The 22229-nt window shown below is 69.8% G+C and carries 14 protein-coding genes; 10 read left to right on the forward strand and 4 right to left on the reverse strand.

What is annotated here, in order from left to right:
* Positions 1-217: 217 nt before the first annotated feature.
* Entirely contained in the window at positions 218-1165 is a 948-nt protein-coding gene (locus BLU84_RS23100) for a DMT family transporter (protein WP_074872640.1), read from the reverse strand.
* Between the two features lie 66 nt (positions 1166-1231).
* On the opposite strand from BLU84_RS23100, the gene BLU84_RS23105 reads away from it, so the two are divergent.
* Positions 1232-2185: a LysR family transcriptional regulator gene (locus BLU84_RS23105; protein WP_074872643.1), complete on the forward strand. Its 954-nt coding sequence runs from the start codon at positions 1232-1234 to the stop codon at positions 2183-2185.
* An 89-nt stretch (positions 2186-2274) separates the two neighbouring features.
* Here BLU84_RS23105 and BLU84_RS23110 read toward each other — a convergent pair whose 3' ends face one another.
* A complete protein-coding gene (locus tag BLU84_RS23110; RefSeq protein ID WP_074872752.1) occupies positions 2275-3030 on the reverse strand; it encodes a tetratricopeptide repeat protein in 756 nt (251 codons plus the stop codon).
* Positions 3031-3278: 248 nt separating this feature from the next.
* On the opposite strand from BLU84_RS23110, the gene ppc reads away from it, so the two are divergent.
* From ppc to fghA, 4 genes are all read left to right on the forward strand, one after another.
* Positions 3279-6050 (forward strand): phosphoenolpyruvate carboxylase, encoded by a 2772-nt coding sequence (ppc, locus tag BLU84_RS23115; protein WP_083383054.1) that lies wholly within the window; start codon positions 3279-3281, stop codon positions 6048-6050.
* Between the two features lie 265 nt (positions 6051-6315).
* Positions 6316-6588 (forward strand): formaldehyde-responsive transcriptional repressor FrmR, encoded by a 273-nt coding sequence (gene frmR, locus BLU84_RS23120; RefSeq protein ID WP_074872646.1) that lies wholly within the window; start codon positions 6316-6318, stop codon positions 6586-6588.
* Positions 6589-6673: 85 nt separating this feature from the next.
* A complete protein-coding gene (locus tag BLU84_RS23125; RefSeq protein WP_074872758.1) occupies positions 6674-7783 on the forward strand; it encodes an S-(hydroxymethyl)glutathione dehydrogenase/class III alcohol dehydrogenase in 1110 nt (369 codons plus the stop codon).
* Positions 7784-7925: 142 nt separating this feature from the next.
* Positions 7926-8756 (forward strand): S-formylglutathione hydrolase, encoded by an 831-nt coding sequence (gene fghA / locus BLU84_RS23130; protein ID WP_074872649.1) that lies wholly within the window; start codon positions 7926-7928, stop codon positions 8754-8756.
* A 240-nt stretch (positions 8757-8996) separates the two neighbouring features.
* Here fghA and BLU84_RS23135 read toward each other — a convergent pair whose 3' ends face one another.
* Together BLU84_RS23135 and BLU84_RS23140 are read right to left on the reverse strand one after the other, a co-directional pair.
* The gene (locus tag BLU84_RS23135) at positions 8997-10157 is read right to left on the reverse strand and encodes an efflux RND transporter periplasmic adaptor subunit (protein ID WP_083383050.1); all 1161 of its coding nucleotides are present in this window, start codon (positions 10155-10157) and stop codon (positions 8997-8999) included.
* Positions 10154-13369 carry an efflux RND transporter permease subunit gene (locus tag BLU84_RS23140; RefSeq protein WP_074872655.1) on the reverse strand — a complete coding sequence of 1072 codons (3216 nt, stop codon included), beginning with the start codon at positions 13367-13369 and terminating at the stop codon, positions 10154-10156. Before BLU84_RS23140 ends, BLU84_RS23135 begins: the two co-directional genes overlap by 4 nt.
* A gap of 585 nt (positions 13370-13954) precedes the next feature.
* Between BLU84_RS23140 and BLU84_RS23145 the strand changes: the two genes are divergently transcribed.
* The 5 genes from BLU84_RS23145 (at position 13955) to BLU84_RS23165 (ending at position 22076) form a co-directional block, all read left to right on the forward strand.
* Entirely contained in the window at positions 13955-14896 is a 942-nt protein-coding gene (locus tag BLU84_RS23145) for an AraC family transcriptional regulator (RefSeq protein ID WP_074872656.1), read from the forward strand.
* Positions 14897-15266: 370 nt separating this feature from the next.
* Positions 15267-17702 carry a S8 family serine peptidase gene (locus BLU84_RS23150; protein WP_074872659.1) on the forward strand — a complete coding sequence of 812 codons (2436 nt, stop codon included), beginning with the start codon at positions 15267-15269 and terminating at the stop codon, positions 17700-17702.
* Between the two features lie 520 nt (positions 17703-18222).
* Positions 18223-19590 carry a hypothetical protein gene (locus BLU84_RS23155; protein WP_233431209.1) on the forward strand — a complete coding sequence of 456 codons (1368 nt, stop codon included), beginning with the start codon at positions 18223-18225 and terminating at the stop codon, positions 19588-19590.
* Between the two features lie 12 nt (positions 19591-19602).
* Entirely contained in the window at positions 19603-20109 is a 507-nt protein-coding gene (locus tag BLU84_RS23160) for a hypothetical protein (RefSeq protein WP_074872662.1), read from the forward strand.
* On the forward strand, positions 20106-22076 hold the full coding sequence (locus tag BLU84_RS23165; protein WP_074872665.1) for a GMC family oxidoreductase: 1971 nt from the start codon (positions 20106-20108) through the stop codon (positions 22074-22076). The genes BLU84_RS23160 and BLU84_RS23165 overlap by 4 nt, the downstream gene beginning before the upstream one ends.
* The last annotated feature ends 153 nt before the right edge of the window (positions 22077-22229 follow it).

A 22229-nucleotide genomic window follows, 5' to 3' on the forward strand; every position in this document is an offset into this window, starting at 1 on the left:
GGGATGCGCCACACAGGCCATCCATGGCCTGGGTGGCGCACGGCGCACATCCTGTGCGCCGCCCTATCGGGTCTACGCTTGCCTGTGGCGAGTTCGGGGCGGCGGGGGGAGCGAAGGGCAAAAGCAACGACAACGGCGATAGCGAGAGCAGTTTGCCGATGCGTCGTGCGTGGCATGTTCGCTCGATACGCTATCCGTCTAGCACCGCTCAAGCGGGCTACGAAGCCTCTGCCCGCTGCGCACGCGCACCGCTGCGCAAGGCCACCACCGCGCCCGCTACGACCAACGCGGCGCCGAGCATTGCCGATGGCGCGGCTACGCGGTCGAACAGCAGCCAGTCGAGCGCGGCGCTGACCGGGACCGCGACGTACATCAGCGGGGCCAGGGTCGAGGCGTTGTCCATGCCGCGGTAGGCCAGGTCGCGCAGGGATTGGTTGCCCAGGCTGCAGGCGGTCATGCCGAGCAAGGCCAAGCTCAGCACCCACACCGGTTCGGAGGCGGCTTCGCCGGCCAGCACGGCGGCCCAGGGCGTGTGCGCGGCGCCGAGTGCGGCCAGCGGCAGGCTCAGCAGCGAGGCTTGGGTGTAGAGCTTGAACTGGTTGCGCAGCGGCGGCTGGCGCTGTGCGCTGCGGTAGAACAGCACCTGCGACACCGCCATCGCCAGGCCGCCGGTCAGTGCGATCAGCGCCAGCGGATCCAACCCGCGCGTGCCGGGCTGCAGCACCGCGAGTACGCCGAGAAAGCCCAGCGCCAGTCCGGCCAGCGTCGCCGGGCGCAGGCGTTCGCCCAGCCACAGCCACGCCACCAGCGGAATGAACAAGGGGCCGGTGTTGTAGAGCAGCACCGCCTGCAGCAGGTCGCCCTGGGTCGCGGCGAGCACGAAGCAGACCTGGGCGATCACCGCGCACAGCGCGCGCACCCAGCCGGGCCGGTCGGCCAGCGACCAGGCCGCGCGCCAGTCGGGGCCGCGCACGAATGCGGTCAGGATCAGCGCGGGCAGGATGAAGCGGCCCCAGGTCACCAGCTCCGGCGCCAGTCCGCGGGTGTAGCGGCTGAGCAGGGCCAGCAGGGCCAGCGAGGTGGAGGCGGCGGCCATCAGGCCGGCGCGCAGGAGCAGGGGGCGGGCGGCGACGGCGGCCGTGGCGGTCAGCGGGGCGATGGACATGTGGTAAATCTATCCGCCGATATCCTTTTGAAAAATCTCGTTTATCGAGAAAGGCGGTAAGTAAAAGTGACCACTAAGCCCGGCTCGCTCCCGCCCGGCTCCGGCGACGACGCGCCCGCCCGCCGGTTGCCGCCGTTGCGCGCCCTGCAGGCCTTCGCCGCGGTGGTCCGCCACGACGGCATGCGTCGCGCCGCCGAGCGCCTGCACCTGAGCCACGCCGCGCTGAGCCAGCACGTCCAGCATCTGGAGGAAGCCTTCGGCCTGCGCCTGCTCGACCGCAGCGGCGGCCGCGCCCGGCCGACGCCGCTGGGGCGCGAGTTCGGCGAAGCGCTGATCGACGGGTTCGAGCGCATCGAGGCGGCGACCGCGCGCCTGCGTCTGCGCGGCGACGAGAGCCGGCGCCTGCAGCTGGGCGCGCCGACCAGCCTCAGCGTGAGCCTGCTGTTGCCGCGGATCGAGGAGTTCTCCGCGCGCGCCGGCTTCGAACTGCAGCTGTTCTGCCCCGCCGGCCCGGCCGACTTGGCCCAGGCGCGCGTGCACGCGCTGCTGATGCACCGCGAGCCGGCCGAGCACGGCCTGCGCGGCGAACTGCTGTTCGAGCAGGCGCTGCTGCCGGTGGCCTCGCCGGGCCTGCTGGCGCGCCTGGATCCGCAGCGCTGGTGGCTGGACCCGGTGCCCGGCGCGCGCCTGCTGCACGTGGTCAGCGACGGCTGGCGCGAGGACTGGCCGGCGTGGTTCGGCGCCGACACCGCGGCCTGGCCGCTGCCGCAGCTGAGCCTGTCCTCGCCGATGCCGGCGATCAGCGCGGCGCTGGCCGGGCAGGGCATCGCGCTGCTGTATCCGCGCCTGATCGCCGAGCGCCTGGCCAGCGGCGAATTGGCACCGCTGACGTTGCCGCAACCCGCGCCGGTGAAGCGCCTGTACCTGGCGTGGCTGCCCGAGGCCGAGGGCGCGGCGCGCTTGCAGTGGGTGAGGGATTGGGTGGCGGCGTTGCTGCGCGGCGAAGACGGCGGGGGATAGGGTCAGAGAACGTAGCGGTTAGGAGTCAGGAGATAGCGAAAAGCGGGCTTGCGCTATCTCCGGATTCCTATCCGCTATCTCCCGCCGCGTCACAGGGCCTGCGCGCGTTTTTCCAGCTCGCGCAGCTTGTCCAATTCCGCACGATGCATCTTGCGCGCATACGCCGGCAGCCGCCGCGCCTTGGCCTGCGCCTGTTCGCACAACTCGCGCGCGCGGCCGGTGTCGCCCCAGCCGATCAGGCATTCGACGTAATACGCATGCGCTTCGAAGCCGCTGCTGTAGCCGGTCAGCGCTTCGAACTCTTCCTTCGCCTTGCTCTTGTCGCCTTGCGCGGCGACCGCGCGCGCATAGGTCAGGTGGCCGTCCGGCGAGCGGAAATCCGGGCGCTTGGCGATCAGTTCGTCGAGCAGTTGCCGCGCCTGCGCCGGCTCGCCGGCTTCCAGCAGTGCGTGGGCGAGCTTGACCTGGATGTGCGGATCTTCGCGATGCACGCCGCTGAGCGCGGCGCGGTACAGCGGCAGCGCATCGCCGGCGCGGCCCGCGCCGAGCAGGGCGTCGGCCAGGCGCAGGCGGTTGTCGGTGGTGGCCGAGTCGTCGAAGGCGTCCTGCGCCTGACGCAGTTCGCGGCCCGGGTCGAGCATGCGCCGCACGTTGCCGACCAGGGCGCGGCCGTGGCGGCTGTGGCGCTGTTCGGGCAGCCAGATGGCGAAGGCATAGACCACGCTGCCGAGCAGCGGGAACATGAAAAGCACCATCAGCCAGTAGCGGTCCTGGCCGCTGCGCACGGCGTGCACGGCGAAATACAGGGCGACGACGATGTGCAGTCCGAGGCCGAAATACGGCATGACGCGATCCTTGCGAACGGGCGGGCGGCGGAAAGTGCGACAGTGTCCGCGTTGCGCGCGCGCCGCGCCAGAGGCGGCGGCGCCTTCGGTCGTCCGATCGGTGGCGCGGCGGGCGTCGTCGTCGCCGCGCTGCAACGCCGCTGTCATGCGCGCGCCGCCGGGGAGGTCGTTTCAACTGCAACCAAGCCGTCCCGCCATGCTTGCTGCAATGCACAAGCCACTGCGCTAGCCTTGGACGGATGAACGTCATGACCGACAGCAGCGACGAACCTTTGCGTGCCGCGGAATGGGCCGAGCAGGCGGCCGAACGCGCGGCCGACTTCGCCCCCACCGATGCTTTATTGCGCGAGGACGTGAAAACCCTCGGCGCGCTGGTCGGCGAGATCCTCGCCGAACAGCGCGGGCAAGGCTTCCTCGACGGCGTCGAGCGCTTGCGCCGCGCCGCGATCCGCCGGCGCGAAGCCGGCGAGCCCATCGACGCGCTGGCCGCGGCGCTGGTCGACATCGATCTCGAACAAGCCGCCGACCTCGTGCGTGCGTTCGCCACCTACTTCCAGGCGGTCAACCTGGCCGAGCGCGTGCACCGCATCCGCCGCCGCCGCGACTACGAACGCAGCGGCGCCGGCGCCCAGCCCGGCGGACTGCGCGACGCGCTCGCGACTTTGGCGCGGCAGGGCGTCAGCGCCGAGGAAGTGGCCGCGCTGCTGCCGCGGCTGCGGATCGAGCCGGTGTTCACCGCCCACCCCACCGAAGCGGTGCGGCGCGCGCTGCTGGAGAAGGAACGCACCATCGTCGAGTGTTTGGTCGCCGACATCGACCGCGGCCGCACCCCGCCCGAGCGTCGCGCCGACCGCGAGCGCATCCGCCTGGCGCTGACCGCGAGCTGGCAGACCGCCGAAGCGCCGGCGGCCAAGCCCAGCGTCGCCGACGAATTCGAGCACGTCGGGTTCTATCTGTCCGACGTGCTGTACCGGGTGCTGCCGGTCTATTACGAAGTGTTCGAAGAAGCCTTGCGCGAAACCTACGGCGGCGCGCCGGCGCTGCCCGACGTGCTCGGCTTCGGCACTTGGGTCGGCGGCGACATGGACGGCAATCCGAATGTCGGCGCCGACACCATCGCCGCCACGCTCGCCGGCCAGCGCGCGCTGGTGCTGGCGGCGTATCGGCGCGATCTGGCATCGCTGGAAGAATTGCTGAGCCAGTCGGTGCACCGCGTGCGCGTCGACGACGCGGTGCTGGCCAAGGTCGAGGATTATCGCTACCTGCTGCCCAAGGCCGCCGCGCTGCTCAAGCCGCGCCACGCCGACATGCCTTACCGCAACCTGCTCGGGCTGATGTCGGCGCGCTTGCAGGCCACGCTGGAAGAGAGCGTGCACGGCTATCCCGACGCCGCCGCGTTCCTGGCCGACATCGATTTGATCGAACGCAGTCTGGCCGCGCACCAGGGCGCGCACGCCGGCGGCTTCGCGGTGCGGCGCCTGCGCCGGCGCGCGGAGTGCTTCGGCTTCCATCTGGCCGGGCTCGACCTGCGCCAGGATTCGGCCACCCACGACGCCGCGCTGGCGGCGCTGTTCGAGCAACCCGAATGGGCCGCGCTCGATGTCGCCGCGCGCGCGGCGCGCCTGCACCAGTTGCTCGACGGCGAAGCGCCGCCGGCGCGTCCGGCCGCGGCCGCGGCGCAGCCGACGCTGGACGTGTTCCGCGCGGTCGCGCGGCTGCGCCCGCGCTTCGGCGCGCGCGCGTTCGGCCCCTACATCGTCAGCATGAGCCGCAGCGCCGCCGACGCGCTGGCGGTGCTGGCGCTGGCGCGCACCGCCGGCTGCGCCGACGACCGCGGCCGGGTGCCGCTGGACGTGGCGCCGCTGTTCGAAACCGTCGACGACCTCGATGCCGCCGCCGACACCTTGCGCGCGTTGTTCTCCGACCCGGTGTATCGCGATCACCTGCGCTCGCGCGGCGACCGCCAGGTGGTGATGCTGGGCTATTCCGACAGCGCCAAGGACGGCGGCATGGTCGCCTCGCGCTGGGCGCTGCAGCAGACCCAGATCGCGCTGACCGCGCTGGCCGCCGACAGCGGCGTGCGCATCGCGTTCTTCCACGGCCGCGGCGGCTCGATCAGCCGCGGCGGCGGCAAGACCGAGCGCGCGGTGATCGCCGCGCCGCGCGGTTCGGTCGACGGCTATCTGCGCTTGACCGAGCAAGGCGAGGTGATCCACCGCAAGTACGGCATCCGCGCGCTGGCGCTGCGCAACCTGGAACAGACCAGCGGCGCTGTGCTGCGCGCGACCCTGCGCCCGCGCGCGCCGGAGCCGCGCGAGGCCGGTTGGCGCCGGATCGCCGGCGAACTAGCCGGCGAGGCGCGCGCGCACTACCGCGCGCTGGTGCACGAAGACTCGCAGTTCCCGGCGTACTTCCGCGCGGCCACGCCGATCGACGTGATCGAGCGGCTGCGCATCGGCTCGCGTCCGGCCAAGCGCGCCGGCAGCGGCGATATCTCGTCGCTGCGAGCGATCCCGTGGGTGTTCGCCTGGTCGCAGAACCGCGCCGGGCTGACCGCGTGGTACGGCGTGGGCACTGGCCTGGCCGCCGCGCTGGACCGCCACGGCCGCGACACGCTGGCGGAAATGGCGCGCGACTGGCCGTTCTTCGGCACCCTCATCGACGATCTGGAAATGGTGCTGGCCAAGTCGGATCCGGCGATCTTCGAGCGTTACTCGCAGCTCGCCTCGACGTTGCCGGACGGCGACCTGCACGCGCGATTCCATCCCGGCATCGCCGCCGAGTTCGAACGCACCCGCGACGCGGTGCTGGCGATCAAGGGCAGCGACGAACTGCTGCGCGGCGATCACCGTTTGCGCCAGTCGATCCGCCTGCGCAATCCCTACGTCGACCCGATCAGCCTGCTCCAGGTCGACCTGCTCGCGCGCTGGCGCGCCGCCGACCGGCCCGACGACGCGCTGCTGCAGGCGTTGGTGGCGACGGTCAACGGGATCGCGGCGGGCGTGCAGAACACCGGCTGAGCGGCCGAGCGCTCCGCCCCCGCCAAACGGCGCGCCGTTTTCGCATCCGCCCGAAGCCCCCTGTAGGAGCGGCGCGAGCCGCGACCGCGGCACCGCAGTTGCCGGCGCGGCTGTCCTCGGGCGGGTGGGTGTCCGGCCGCTGTGCTGTTTGCGCCGGCGCGTGCGATGGCGCGGTCGCGGCTTGCGCCGCTCCTACAGGTAGGCCATGTGGGGTGTGCATCTGATACTATCCCCCAGTATCAGGCGCCACCGCCCGGAGCCCGTCATGCCGCACTCCCCCGCCGAAAAAAAGCGCGTCCTCACCCGCGTGCGCCGGATCAAGGGCCAGACCGAGGCGCTGGAGCGCGCGCTCGAGGCCGGCAGCGAATGCGCGGCGGTGCTGCAGCAGATCGCGGCGATCCGCGGCGCGGTCAACGGGCTGATGTCGGAAGTGCTGGAAAGCCATATCCGCGAGGAGCTCGGCCAGGCCGTGGCCGACCGCGGGCGCGAGGCCAGCATCGACGAGATCGCCGCGCTGGTGCGCTCGTACCTGAAATAACCGCGACGTCCACTCACCACGAATTCCGCGGCGTTCGCCGCGATCACCTCCCGCCACCAGGAGATATCCGCCCATGAGCCGGGTCATCAAAAGCCGCGCCGCCGTCGCCTTCGCCGCCGGCGAACCGTTGAAGATCGTCGAGATCGACGTGCAGCCGCCCAAGGCCGGCGAAGTGCTGGTGCGCATCCACGCCACCGGTGTCTGCCACACCGACGCGTTCACCCTCAGCGGCGACGATCCCGAAGGCCTGTTCCCGGCCGTGCTCGGCCACGAGGGCGGTGGCGTGGTGGTCGAAGTCGGCGAAGGCGTCACCAGCCTCAAGCCGGGCGATCACGTGATCCCGCTGTACACGGCCGAATGCCGCAAGTGCAAGTTTTGCCTGTCGGGCAAGACCAACCTATGCCAGGCCGTGCGCGCCACCCAGGGCAAGGGCCTGATGCCCGACGGCACCACGCGTTTCAGCTATGAGGGCCAGCCGATCTATCACTACATGGGCTGCAGCACCTTCAGCGAGTACACGGTGGTGCCGGAAATCTCGCTGGCCGTGGTCAACCCCGAAGCGCCGCTGGAGAAGGTGTGCCTGCTCGGTTGCGGCGTCACCACCGGCATCGGCGCCGTGCACAACACGGCCAAGGTGCAGCCGGGCGACACCGTCGCGGTGTTCGGCCTCGGCGGCATCGGTCTGGCGGTGATCCAGGGCGCGGTGCAGGCCAAGGCCGGGCGCATCATCGGCGTGGACACCAACGCGACCAAGTTCGAACTGGCCAAGTCGATGGGCGCGACCGATTGCGTCAACCCGAAGGACTTCGACCGGCCGATCCAGGAAGTACTGGTCGAGATGACCGACGGCGGCGTCGATTTCAGCTTCGAATGCATCGGCAACGTCGAGGTGATGCGTTCGGCGCTGGAATGCTGCCACAAGGGCTGGGGCGAGTCGGTCATCATCGGCGTGGCCGGCGCGGGGCAGGAGATCAAGACGCGTCCGTTCCAGCTGGTGACCGGCCGCGTGTGGCGCGGCACCGCGTTCGGCGGGGTCAAGGGCCGCACCCAGTTGCCGGGCATGGTCGAGCAGGCGATGAAGGGCGAGATCGACCTGGACCCGTTCATCACCCACACGCTGCCGCTTGAGCGGATCAACGAGGCCTTCGATCTGATGCACGAGGGCAAGTCGATTCGCACGGTGATTCACTACTGAGCGCGGCGACCCTCACCCCAGCCCCTCTCCCGCGAGCGGGAGAGGGGTTAGAAGCGGCGACGCTGCTCGCTGTTCCTTCTCCCGCTGGCGGGAGAAGGTGCCCGAAGGGCGGATGAGGGCCGGAGCCGAGGACGAGACGCGAATGGAAAAAATCGAATCCCACGGCTGCTTCGGCGGCCGCCAGCAGGTCTGGAGCCACACCGCCACCACGCTCGGCTGCACGATGCGCTTCGGCGTCTATCTGCCGCCGCAGGCCGAGAGCGGCGATTGCCCGGTGCTGTACTGGCTCTCGGGCCTGACCTGCACCGAGCAGAACTTCATCACCAAGTCCGGCGCGCAGCGCTATGCGGCCGAGCACGGGCTGATCCTGGTCGCGCCCGACACCAGCCCGCGCGGCGAAGGCATTCCCGATGCCGAGGGTTACGACCTGGGCATCGGCGCAGGCTTCTACCTCAACGCCACCCGGCCGAAGTGGGCGGGGCATTACCGCATGTACGACTACGTGGTCGATGAATTGCCGGCGCTGGTGGACGCGCATTTCCCGACCACCAGCGCGCGCGCGATCAGCGGGCATTCGATGGGCGGGCACGGCGCGTTGACGATCGCGCTGAAGAATCCGGGACGCTATCGCAGCGTGTCGGCGTTCTCGCCGATCGCCGCGCCGTCGCAGTCGCCGTGGGGCGAGAAGGCGTTCTCGGCGTATCTGGGCGAGGATCGCGAGGCCTGGCAGGAGTGGGATGCGACGGCGTTGGTGGCGGGCGCGAAGGAGCGTTTGCCGCTGCTGATCGACCAGGGCGGCGACGACGAGTTTCTGGTGGCGCAGCTCAAGCCGGATCTGTTGCGCGCGGCTTGCGAGGTGGCGGGGCATCCGCTGCAGTTGCGGCTGCGGCCGGGGTACGACCACAGCTACTACTTCATCTCGACTTTCATCGGCGAGCATATTGCGCATCACGCCAAGGCTTTGCGCGGGTAGGGCGCGGCCCTCACCCCAACCCCGCACCCCGGCCCGAACGCAGGGCGTTCGGGCGTTCGGTGCTGCGCGAGCCGATGGCTCGCAAGCGCAGCCCCTCACCCCGCAAGCGGGAGAGGGGCTTTAAGCGGCATCGTTCTTACACGCGCTGGAGCGGAGCTTCGATCAGCGACGCCGTCCGCCGTTCCTTCTCCCGCTCGCGGGAGAAGGTGGTCCGAAGGACCGGATGAGGGCCCGTCGGGCTTACGACTTCTTCGCCGGCGGCGGCAACGCCTTCGCGCTGACCTTGTTGCCGTCGGCCAGCAGCGCGTTCGGCGCCAGCACCACGGTGTCGCCCGGCGCGATGCCGGTCAGCACTTCGATCTCGTTGCCGAGATTGCGGCCGAGGGTGACGTCGCGATACGCCAAAGTCGAACCCTGCGTCACCGTCGCGATCTGGGTGCCGGCGGCGCGCTGGACCACGGTCGAGACCGGCAGCACCACCGCCGCCGCCGCGCGCGGCAAGTGCAGGCGCGCGCTGCCGACCATGCCGGCGGGGATGCGGCCGTCGGGGTTGGGCAGGCGCAGTTCGGTGCGCATCACCCCGGCGTCGCGCGACAGCGCGCGCGCGCTGCGCGCGACTTCGGCCTTGAACACCTGGCCCGGCAATTCGGGGAAGGTCACTTCGGCCTGCAAACCGTTCTGGATCTGCAGCGACACGTTCTGCGGCACGTCGACCACCACGCGCAGCGGGTCGAGCACGGCCACTTCGAACATCGGCACGGTCGCGGTGGCCGAGTCGCCGACCACGCGGTCGCCGCGCTCGATGTTGCGCGCCACTACCACGCCGGCGAACGGCGCGCGCACGGCGGTGAAGGACTGGCGTTCCAGCGCCGAGGTCAGCCGCGCCTGCGAGGCGTTGCGCGCGGCCACGGCGACGTCGAAGTTGCCCTTGCGGTCGCTGAAGTATTCCTTCGATACCGCGCCGGTGCCGATCAGCTGCTGCGCGCGCTGGAAGTTGATCTTGGCCAGTTCTTCGTCGGCCGTGGTCTGGGCCAGCACCGCGCGCGCTTCGCGCACGGCCTGGTCGATCTCCGGCGCGGAGATCGTCGCCAGCACCTGGCCGGCGCCGACCTTGTCGCCGAGCTCGACCTTGCGCTCGCTGACGAAGCCGGTGGCGCGCGCGTACAGCGCCGCCGATTCGCCGGCCTGGGCGCGCGCCGGCAGGCTCAGGTCGTAGGCGGCGTCGGCGGGCTTGGCTTGCACGGTGAGCACTTCGGGCGTGGCCGGCGCTTGCGCGGTCTCGGCTTCGCTGCGGCCGCAGCCGGTGGCGGCGATCAGTACGAGGCCGGCGACCGCGAGGCTCAGCGCGGTGCGCAACGAGGGCGCGCGGACGGTCGCTTGAGTGGGGATCGAGCGGTTCATGCGTTGGCTCCAGCGGGGTTGCCGTCGCCCGGGGCGGCGGCGGTGGTGTCGGTGGTGGCGTCTTCGCCGCCGGCCGGTTTGCGGCGGCGGCCGACCACGGCGAGGATCGAGGGCACCAGGATCAGCGTGGCCGGCGTGCCGAACAGCAGGCCGCCGATCACCGCGCGGCCCAGCGGCGCGTTCTGCTCGCCGCCGTCGCCCAATCCTATCGCCATCGGCACGATGCCCAGGATCATCGCGCTGGCGGTCATCAGCACCGGGCGCAGTCGCACCGCGGCCGATTCGTACGCAGCCAGTTCGGGGTCGTGGCCGTCGGCGATCAAGCCGCGCGCGAAGCTGGTGACCAGCACCGAGTTCGCGGTCGACACGCCGATCACCATCATCACGCCCATCAGCGCCGGCACGCTCAGCGGCGTGCCGGTGACGAACAGGCCGACGGCGGCGCCGGCGATCGCGATCGGCAGGCCGGACATGGCCACGGCCGGCTGGATCCACGATTGGAAGTTCACTACCAGCACCAGGAACACCAGGATCGCCGACATCACCAAACCCGCGGCGAGCTCGCCGTAGGCGTTCTGCATCTCGCCGGCCTGGCCGACGATCTCGATGCGGTTGCCGGGCTTGAGCTTGCCGTTGAGTTCCTTGGTGATCGCGCTGAGCTTGTCGTAGACCGAGCCCAGGTCGGTGCCTTCCACGTTCGCGATGACGCTGATGGTCGGCGCGAGCGTGGTGCGGGCGATGCTCGCCGGCACGTTGCGTGGCGTCACGGTGGCGATGTTGCGCAGCAGGACCGCCTCGCCGTTGGCGCCGATGCGCAGCGGCGAGTTCATCAGCTGGTCGATGTTCTGCATCTGGTTGAGCGGCGCCTGCACCTGCACGGTGTAGGCGATGGCGTTGACGGTGTCGGTCCAGTACACCGGCGAGACCGTGCCGGCCGAGCCGAGCACCGCCAGCACCGCGCGCGCGGCCTGCTGCGGGTCCAGGCCGAGCTGGGCGGCGCGGGTGCGGTCGATCTTGACCTGGTACTCGGGCAGGTCCAGCACCTGGCGCAGGGCGATGTCGACCGCGCCGGGCACTTGATGCAGGCGCTTTTCGATCTCGCGCGCCAGCGCCATGTTGCCGGGCACGTCGCGGCCGATCAGCCGCACTTCGAACGCGGCCGCGGCGGAACCGGCGAGCGTGCGGCTGGTCGCGTCCGGCGGACGCTCGAACAGCTTCACGTCGGGGAAGCGCTCGGCGATGCGCTTGCGGATCTTGACCAGATAATCGTGGCTGTTGGCGTGCGGCGAGCGCAACTGCAGCATGATCTCGGCCTCGAACGAGCCGACCACGGTGCTGTCGACCAGCGACAGGTTGATCGCGTCGGGCACGCCGATCTGCTCGTACACGGTCTGCAGTTCGGCGGGCGGGATGATCGCGCGGATCTCGCGCTGGATCTCGCTGAGCTTGGCCGCGGTCTCTTCCAGGCGGGTGCCGGTGGGCAGGCGCACCTGCAGGCGCAGCTGGCCGGCGTCCACCTGCGGGAAGTACTCGCGGCCCAGCGACGCCGCGGCCAGCGCGCCCACACCGAACACCAGCAGCGCGACCACGGTCAGCACCGCGCCATGATGGCCGAGCCGGACCAGCAGCGCGTGATGCTTGTCGCGCAGCGAGTCGAGCGCGTGCTCGACCTTGTGGTTGATCGCGAGCAGGAACTTCTCCGGCGCCCAGCGCGGATTGGCGCGGCTTTGGATGTCCGCCGGCAGCAGCAGATAGCACAGCACCGGGATCAGCGTGCGCGAGAGCAGGAACGAGGCCAGCATCGCGAAGATCACCGCCAGCGCCAGCGGGGTGAACACCCACGCCGACAGGCCGGTCATCAGCAGGATCGGCGTGAGCACGATGCAGATCGAAATGGTCGAGACCATTTCCGGGAACACCACTTCCTTGGCGCTGTCCAGGATCGCGGTGCGCACGTCCTTGCCCAGGGCGATGTTGCGGTTGGTGTTTTCGACGTCGACCACCGCGTTGTCGACCAGGATGCCGATCGCCAGCGCCAGGCCGCCGAGGGTCATCACGTTGAAGGTGTAGCCGAGCAGATGCAGCATCGCCACCGAGGCCAGCAACGCCAGCGGGATCGCCGACAGCACGATCAGGCTGGAACGCCACGAGCCGATGAACACCAGCACCACCAGCGCCACCAGCAGGCCGACCAGCATCGCTTCGTGCTGGATCGAGCCGATCGCGTTGTCGACGAACACCGACTGGTCGAAGATCGCGTGGATGCGCGTGCCCGGCGGCGCCGAGGCTTCGATCTCGGGCAGGCGCTCGCGCACTGCGCGCACGATCTCCACCGCCGAGGCGCCGCCGAGCTTGATCAGCGCCACCGACACCGCGCTGGAGCCGTCCATGCGCGCCACGTTGGTCTGCAAGGCGCCGCCGTCGCGGACCGACGCGATGTCGCGCACGTAGATCACGGTGCCCGCGCGCGAAGCCACCGGGATGTCGAGGAACTCGGTCGCGGTCGCCGGGCTGGTGTCGATCGAGATCTGCATCTCGCGCGCGCCTTCGCGGATCGAACCCGAGGGCAGGGTCGGGCTGCCGCGTTCCAGCGCCGCGGTCACGTCTGCGGGGGTGAGGCCGTAGGTCTGCAGCCGCGCGGGGTCGAGGTCGACCATGATCTGCCGCGGCGCGCCGCCGTAGGGCAGGGTCATGCGGATGCCGGGGATGGTCTGGATCTGCGAGCGCAACTGCAGGCGCGCGTAGTCGTAGAGCTGCGCTTCGGTCAGCGAATCCGACGACAGCACCAACTGCAGCACCGGCGTGGAGGAGACGTTGTTGCGCACCACCAGCGGCGGCGAGGTGCCCGGCGGCATGCGCCGCAGGATCGTCTGCGAGACCGAGGTGATCTGCACCAGCGCGCGGTCGAGGCTGACCGTGGGCTGGAAGTCGATGCGCACGATGCTGGCACCGTTGAGCGTTTCCGAACGGACTTCCTTGAGGTCGTCGACGGTGTTGAGGATCGCCGCCTCGGAGAACGAAGTCATCTTGGCGGCGACGTCGGCGGCCGGTAGGCCGCTATAGGTCCACACCAGGTTGACCGAGGGGATGCCGACTTCGGGCAGGATGTCGGTCGGCATCTTGCGCGCCGACAGTACGCCGAACAGCAGGATCAGGATCGCCAGGACGCCGATGGTGTAGCGGCGGCTCAGCGCGTATTGGACTATCCACATCGTTGTGAGGTTCCGACGGCAGGATCGGTGGTGCGGAGTTTCCACGCTGTGCGGCCGTCGAGCAGCCATAGCGCGTGGAAAGATTCGTATGCGTGCCGCAACGCTGCGGCGAATGCGCGGCGCGCACGAGGGCCGCCGTCGCACTGTAGGCGCCGCGCGCATACGCGAGGCTGTCGCTGCGCTGACAAATTCGTCAGCCGCGATGCGCATGGACGCGACGAGGCGCGCGCGACGCAGCGGCGGACGAACGGTTGGCTGTGGGTTCCCGGGGCTGGCGTGGTCTCGCTGGCAGGGCGGATCGGCGGCGCTCGCGCACCGGCCCGCCGGCGGCTCCTGACCGGCGCGCCGGCCGCGGCCGGGACCGTCACCAGGGACGCCGCGACCGGGCCGCCGCCCACCGGCCCGTCCGGCAAGGCCGGAGTCGGGGACCGCTGGGGGAGTAGGATTAAATTAGGCTCGAAACCGTCATCGCGTTAGTACATTACTGCCGCATCATTGCCCGATCCTGCAATTCGGCCGAAGCGGCACAGTCTCAGGCCAGATTCGTACCGATAATCGTAAGCGTCAGCCCGCCCCCGGGAAGCCATGAGCGCCAATACTTCCGCCGATACCATCGCCCAGCGCGGGCATTGCGCGGCGCAGGCCGAGCTGGTGGACCGGATTGCCCGATTGACGGTCGCCGGCGACGGCGTGCACGACACCCGGGTGCGCCCGCTGCACCTGATCCGGATGGGCGCGCCGACCGAGTGCTCGCCGTCGGTGTACGAGCCGCGCCTGTGCGTGGTCGCGCAGGGCCGCAAGGTGGTGACGCTGTCCGATCGCGTCTATCACTACGACCCGCTCAACTACCTGGTGGTGTCGGTGACCTTGCCGATGATCGGTCAGGTGATCGAGGCGACGCCGGACAAGCCCTACCTGTGTTTGCGCATCGACATCGATCCGGCCGAGATCGCGCGCCTGATCGTCGATGCGGGGCAAGCGCCGCCGAACGAACACAGCGGCGTCGACCTCGGCCTGTACGCGGCCAAGGTCAACACCACGCTGATGGACGCGGTGCTGCGACTGATGCGCCTGCTCGACACGCCGCAGGATTTACCGGTGCTGGCGCCGATGGCGCTGCGCGAGATCTTCTACCGCGTGCTGATGGGCGACCTCGGCCATCGTCTGCGCGCGCTGGCGGTCACCGACAGCCGCTCCAGCCGCATCGCCAAGGCGGTGACCATGCTGCGCCAGCGCTACCTGCTGCCGCTGTGCATCGAAGACCTGGCCGACGAGCTGCACATGAGCACCTCGTCGCTGCACCACCAATTCAAGGCGGTGACCACGATGTCGCCGCTGCAATTCCAAAAGCACCTGCGCCTGCACGAGGCGCGCCGGCTGATGATGATCGACGGCATGGAGGCGGTGACCGCCGCGCATCGCGTCGGTTACGAAAGTCCTTCGCAGTTCTCGCGCGAGTACAAGCGCCTGTTCGGCGCGCCGCCGCGCGCGGAAACGATCCTGGCGCGCGGCGCGCCGCAGGGCTGAGCGCGACGCGATCGTTGCGGATGAAACCGGTGGCGCCGCCGGGGTTTTGACGCCGCTTTCGACGTCTTAATGCAAGCGCGCGAACGCGGCGCGATTTGCCCGGCGTGGACACAACGCATCTGCGCGCCTTCCCCCTATCGCCGCTTTTATGGCGATTCGTTCTTTAGCAAATCCGACACCTGCGTAGGGGGATCGCGCGGCGATCGCGTTTGAGTCTGTGAGCGCACACGAAACATGCAACTTACTGCGCTCCATTCCACCTTCTATTTCTTTCGCAGGCACCCGGCGCTGAGGCCGGGCGCTGCGAGGCGGACGGCTGCGCGCGTTCGGTACGCGCTTGCCTCCGTTCATTCGCACACAGGAACGGTCCATGAAAAAGCTGTCCTCGAAGAAGTTCGCCGTACTCGGCCTGGCCGCGGCCTGCGCCTCGGTGCTGGTGTGGTCGCGCCAGGCGCCGCAGGCCAATGCGCAGGCGCAGGCACCGACGCCGGCCGCCGCAGCGAGCGGCGCGTTCGGCGCGCCGATCGTCGCCGCGCCCGTGGCCGCGTCCTCCGCACCGAGCCTGCGTGCGGTCGCTTATGTCGCGCCCACGCCGCGCAACCCGGCCCAGGCCAAGCTCGGCGGCGGCCAGTTGCTCGAGGCGGTGCAGGACTTTGCCGCCAGCCCGGCGGCGCAGGGCGCCGGCCCCGCGTCCGGCAGCGCCGCGCGCAGCGCTGCGACCGCGACCGCGCAGATCGCCGCGCTCGAACGCGCCGGCATCCCCGGGCGCTGGCGCGAGGGCGAGAAGGTCAAGGTCAGCGTCGGCCTGGCGCTGAGCTTCGATGAGTTGCAGAACCCGAGCCTGCTGGAACGCGCCAGCCACACGCTGCGCGACACCTTGCTCGCCCAGGGCGTGCACGCCGCCGCGATCAACGGCTCGCCGGTGCTGGAAGCGCTGGTGCCGCTGGACAAGCTGGAATGGGTCGCGGGCCTGAGCGGGGTCGCGACGGTGGGCCTGAAAGCAATGGCCGAACCGGTCGCCTACACCGAGGGCGCGGACGCCAGCGCGCTGAATACGCTGCGCGCGTTCGGCAACGCCGCGGTGGTGGCGCAGGCGCTGCGTCGCGAATTGCGCGGCGACGGCCTGACCATCGCGATCATGGACCAGTTCGGCGACAACAACGGCCAGGTCGCAGCGCTGCAGGCTGGCGACAACTGGCCTGCCGATGCGCGCCTGACCAAGATCGCCCCCGGCAACGGACGGGCGTTCGGGTATTCGGGCCAGTCGCACGGCAACGCAGTGACCGAGATCGTCTACGACATCGCGCCGAACGCCAGCTACCGTACTTACGACGTGTCCGGCAGCGACGCGGCTTGGGTCGCCGGCGTGCAGAACGCGGCCAACCTCAATGCCCAGAACGCGCCGCAGGGCGAGCCGCGCGCGCAGGTGATCACCGCTTCGCTGGGCTTCAACTATCCCTTCTCGCCGGGCGACGGCAGCACCAGCAACAGCGAATTCAAGGGCCTGTACGATGCCATCGCCGCGGCCGCGGCGAACGGCGCGATCGTGCTCAACGCCGCCGGCAACCACGGCCAGCACTATTGGGATGGCGACAGCACCGCCGGTGCGGGCGCCAACGTCTATCAGAACTTCGGCGCCGCCAATCTCAACCCCGACGGCAGCGCCCGGCCGTCCAACGTGATGGTGCTGCTGCCGACCACCGGAGCGTTGAACCAGCCGGCCGCGCAAGCGCAATGCACGCCGGTGGGCCTGGCCGAACCGAGTGCTTCGACCTGGTCGCTGTTCGCCGCGCTGGGCTGGAACGACTGGCAGAGCGCGAACAACGCCACCGACGCCGACTATCGGCTCGAGCTGGTGCGCTGGCGCGACGCGACGGCCCGGCGCTTCGATTTCGCCACCTGGCGCTGGATCGACGCGGCGCCGGCCGGGTGGGTGCAGGTGGCTTCGTCCGACGACGCGCAAAACGGCGGCGCCGGCCAGCGTCCGGTGGAGCTGATCAGCTACAAGCCGCCGCTGGCCGACGCCACCGCCGTGTGCAACAACGCCTTCCCCAGCGCGCGCGGCATCAGCGGCGGCATCTTCGGCGTGCGCATCCTGCGCAAGACCGCCGGCGCGGCCAACTTCCTGCGCATCATGGGCAGCAAGGCGATCGATCCGGAGTTCCGCTCCAATGAGCGCTCGCTGCTGCCGCCTTCGGATTCGGCCAGCGTGATCAGCGTGGCCGCGATCCGGGCCGCCGACTCGGCGCTGGAAGCCTACAGCTCGCGCGGCCCGGTGCTCGCCGCCGGCGGTGCGCGTCCGGCCGGGCAGGCCGCGGGCAACGCCAAACCGGACCTGGCCAGCTTCGCGGTGGTCAGCACCGAATCCAGCGCCGGCTTCGACGGCACCTCGGCGGCGACGCCGCACGTGGCCGCCTTGGCGCTGCTGGGCCTGCAGCACCAGCGCCAGCTCACCGACGCGACCGTGCCGGCGGCGTTGCCGGCCAACGCCACCGCGGCGCAGAAGGCGCAGCGCGAGACCGACCTGCGGCAACGCCGGGTCGCCTTGGCCGAGTCGACCTACGACTCCCTGGTCAAGGTCGCCGCCACCGGCGGCAACGATCTCGGCGCGGTCGGCTTCGACAGCAGCTTCGGCAACGGCCGACTCAAGTTCCACGCCCAGTCGGCGGCGTGCCTGCTGGCCTCGACCTACGACGCCCGCTATCGCGCATTGTTGCCGGTGCAGGCGCAGGGCCAGAAGAGCTACGACACACTGGCGCAGGAGAACAGCGTCGCCTGCGCAGCGGTGGCGGCGGCCGCTCCCTGAGCACCGTAGCGGCGCGGCCCCGTGGCGGGGCTGCGCCGTAGGGTCGGCGGCCCGCGCCGTGCGCATGCGGCGCGGGTTGCCCCCAGGGGCGCCGGACTTCGGTCCGGCGCCTCTTTTTTTGTTCGCCGTCTGCGGCCGCGGCGCGCGCGCCTTCGCGCAAATCCGCGCTGCGGCGCAACAGTGTTCACTCACGCTCACCTTCGCACTACCGCTGTTCGCCGTTTCTGGCGCGCGGCCCGCACGGTCCCACGGTTGTATACGCAGTGCCGTGCCCGGCGAGGACAAATGCGCCGCGCGAATGCGCAGTTGCGCGATCGGCGCGGCTTCTGCTTCGCGCATCGCACTTTCGCCGCGCTCGCGCCGCTAGCGTGCGTTCCCGACGCGAAGCAGCCCGCGCTATGCCAGCCAGCCGACGTCGCCACGACCGCGCAGCGCGCGCGGCCGCGCGCACTGGCACGGGCCGTCTCGCCGCGAAGCGGAAGCCTCCGCTTCGTCCATCGAGGAGCCCGGGGACCAGGACATGCCGCATACCTTCCGTACACACGCGCGCTCGCCCGCGCGGACGCGCTCGCTGCCGTTGCTGGCGGCGGCGCTGACGCTCGCGCTGGCCGCCTGCAGCGACGGCAACGTCAAGACCGAGTCCGGCGCGCCGGCGCGGCCGCAACAAGCCTGGAACGACGCGCCGCCGCCGCCGCCGCTGAGCTCGACGATTCCCAAAGACGTCAGCGTGCCGCAGAGCAATCCGAACCTGCAGGACCTGCAGGACGATTTCGATCTGTTCTCGTGGCAGTCCTTCGTCGCGGTGAACTGGCCGGCCGGGCCCGACGGCAATCCCCAGTCCGGCGCGACCATCGGCCCGGACGTGCCGACGGTGTGGGAGAACTGGAAGGAAAGCCGCGAGATCTTCCTGCCCGGCGGCGCGACCCCGCCGCCGTGGGGCCAGGACACGCCGCCGCCGGCGGTGTGCAACGGCCAGGGCGATGCGAACTTGCGCCTGACCCAGGTCGGCAAGACCCCGAACGTGCTCGACGAAAGCGCCGAGCCGTTCGAGACCGGCCCGCTGATCGACCAGAACGGCCAGTACGTGCGCTTCGCGATCCTGACCAACCAGGACATGTTCGACAACATCGTCGCCAACGGCCTGTACAGCAAGGCCGGGCAGGAAAAGTTCGCCCAGCCGGCGAATTTCGCCCTGCCCAAGGGCTCGCCCAAGGTCGGCGCGATCATGGTCAAGTCGGCGTGGAAGGTGATGGGCGCCGGCGACGACGCCAAGCGCTTCCACACCGCCAAGGCGCTGGTCTACACCAACCCCGGCGAACACGAGGGCGTGCAGGCGGCGTGCAAGCTGCAGACGGTGGGTTTGGTCGGCCTGCACATCGCGCACAAGACCCAGGGCGAACCGCAGTGGGTGTGGTCGAGCTTCGAGCACGTGGACAACGTGCCCAGCCAGGGCGAGCCGATCGACAAGGCGCATTACAACTTCTTCAACAAGAGCTGCACGACCTGCCAGGTCAACCAGCCGCCGCCGCGGCCGTGGAATCCGAACACGCCCTACACCCAGCCGACCCAGGTGATGCGGGTGATTCCGCTGACCGACTCGACCAAGCGGCTCAACGCGACGTATCAGGCGCTGTTGAAGAAGAACTACCCGGGCACGGTGTGGGCCAACTACGAGCTGATCAGCACGCAGTGGCCGACCAACGCCAAGAACCCGATCGATCCCACCGGCAATCCGGCGCCGACCTTCCTCGCCAACGCCACCATGGAGACCTACATCCAGGGCCGCGTGCCGAAGGGGTCGTCGAGCTGCATGGACTGCCACAACGACGCGACCATGCACAACAGCAAGCGTGCGGATTTCACCTACCTGCTGCAGCGCGCGCAATAAGGGGACAGCGACATGGTGTTCGACTACATGGATTATTTCGTCAGCATGAGCGTGGGCCTGACCGGCTTCAGCCGCGATGCGATCGCGCCGCAGCTCGACACGATCAACATCAAGGCCGAGTACCTGCAGGCCTTCGACGACAACCTGCCCAACGGCACGGCCGAGCAGATCCTGATCCAGTACAAGAAGCTGTTCGAAGCCGGCGGCAGCAAGCCCGGCAGCGAGGAGCAGATCGTCGGCCAGATGCTCGGCGGCACCGGCACCAACGCCGCGCAGATCCTGGCGATGCGCCAGCTGATCTTCCTGTGGTACGCCGGCGCCTGGCCGACCGTGCTGGCCGATGCGGGCTCGCCCACCGGCGGGCAGACCTTCAGCACCGTGCTGTCGGCCGACAGCTACACCCAGGGTTTGGTGTGGCGGGTCATGCAATCGCATCCGATGGGCAGAACCACCTACAACTACGGTTATTGGGCCAACGACCCGCCGCCGCTGTCGGCCTATCTGGAGAATCCGGTATGAACATCCCGACGCCTCCCGGCGGCTTCGACGTGGTGATCGTGGGCGCGGGCATCTCCGGCGCGATCATCGCCTACCAGCTCGGCAAGGCCGGCAAGAAGGTGCTGATCCTCGAAGGCGGGCCGCCGGTGCCCAAGAGCCGCGAGGACTATCTGCAGACGTTCTTCACCGCCAACGCCAAGACCCCCGAATCGCCGTATCCGCCGACCCTGCAGGGCCCCGGCAGCGACGGCAATCCGCTCGGCCAGCCCGATCCGGCCACGCTCAACACGCCGCGCTACACGGTGCTGCAGATCAACGCCTGGCAGAACCCGAAGCAGTGCTATTTCGTCTACGGCCCGCAGGCGGTGACCTCGCCGACCGATCCGCAGATGACCTTCGCCTTCGGCAGTTCCTACGAGCGCGTCGCCGGCGGCACCACCTGGCATTGGCTGGGCACCTCGCTGATGCACCTGCCCAACGACTTCCAGCTCAAGAGCAAGTACGGCCAGGGCGTGGACTGGCCCGGCGGCGCGAAGTTCTACAACCAGTTGCTGCCGTATTACCGCGCCGCGACCGAAGTGATCGGCGTGTCCAGCGACCGCGATGCGATGGTGACGCTGTACAAGACCTTCAACGTGCAGCCCGACGGCGTGTACGGGCCGAACTACGATTTCCCGATGCCGGGCATCGTGATGTCGCTCAACGACGCGCTGTATCAGCAGAAGGTGACCTCGCTGACGGTGGACGGCATCTCGCTGTTCGTCACCCCGACGCCGCAGGGCCGCAACTCGCGCCCGGGCAACCGCCGCCAGTGCGCGGGCAACACCAACTGCATTCCGATCTGCCCGATCCAGGCCAAGTACGACGGCAGCGTGACCCTGGCCCAGGCGCTGCAGACCGGCAACGTGCAGATCCAGTACCAGGCCGTGGCCAGCAACATCCGCCTCAGCGGCAAGCAGGTCAGCGGCATCGACTTTCTGACCTACGACACCCAGACCGGGCCGTCCACCGGCGGCGGCACCGCGGTGGGCAAGCGCTACATCCTGGCCGCGCACGCGATCGAAACGCCGAAGCTGCTGCTGATGTCCAACCGCAACCCCGGCTGGCCCAACGGCGTGGCCAACGGCTCCGGCCAGGTCGGGCGCAACCTGATGGACCACGTGATGTACCTGGCCTGGGGCCTGGCCAAGGATCCGATCTACGCCTATCGCGGGCCGCTGGCGACCTCGGGCATCGAAGCCGCGCGCGACGGCGCGTTCCGCAACCAGCGCGCGGCCTATCGCATCGAGATCGGCAACGAGGGCTGGAACTGGGCGGCCAACGATCCCAACACCACCCTGGCCGATTTCGTGTTCGGCCAGAACAACAGCCAGCTCAACGGCAACTCGGTCAACGCGCAGGGACAGAAGCTGCGCTTCGATCCGAACCTGCCGGCGTTCAGCCAGCTCTACGGTTCCAAGCTGGTGAGCACGCTCAACGCCGTCTACATCCGGCAACTGCGCCTGGGTTATCTGATCGAGCAACTGCCCGATCCCGACAACCGGGTGACGCTGTCGAGCCAGTACAAGGACCACCTCGGCCTGCCGCGGCCGCAGGTGACCTACCGCATCCGCGAAGACTACGTGCGCAACGCCTTCGTCTCGGCCAAGCAGGTGTCGACCCGGATCTTCCAGGCGCTGGGCGCGACCGAATACACCCAGCCGCCGGCCGATGCGGTGATGAAGGGGCCCGGCGCCTCGCCGACGACCTTCCGCTACCAGGGCCAGAACTTCGTCTTCTACGGCGCCGGCCACATCATCGGCACCTACCGCATGGGCACCAGCGCCACCGACTCGGTGCTCAACGCGCGCCAGCAGTCGTGGGATCACGACAATCTCTACATGGTCGGCAGCGGCGTGTTCCCGAGCACGGCGACGGCGAACCCGACCCTGACCATCGCGGCGCTGGCGTTGCAGGCGGCGGACAACATCCTGCACGACTTGGGGTGAGGTGTTTCGCCAGCGACCGGCGGCGCCCGCCTGGGCGCCGCCGTAGCGGGAATGCTGCTGTTGTGGGAGGGACTTCAGTCCCGACGCTTTTGTGCCAGAGGCTGCAGCGCTTGCAGGAAGGGCGGCGCGTGCGGATCGGAAAGCGTCGGGACT

The organism is Lysobacter enzymogenes (assembly GCF_900106525.1).
In the GTDB taxonomy this organism is placed as follows: domain Bacteria; phylum Pseudomonadota; class Gammaproteobacteria; order Xanthomonadales; family Xanthomonadaceae; genus Lysobacter; species Lysobacter enzymogenes.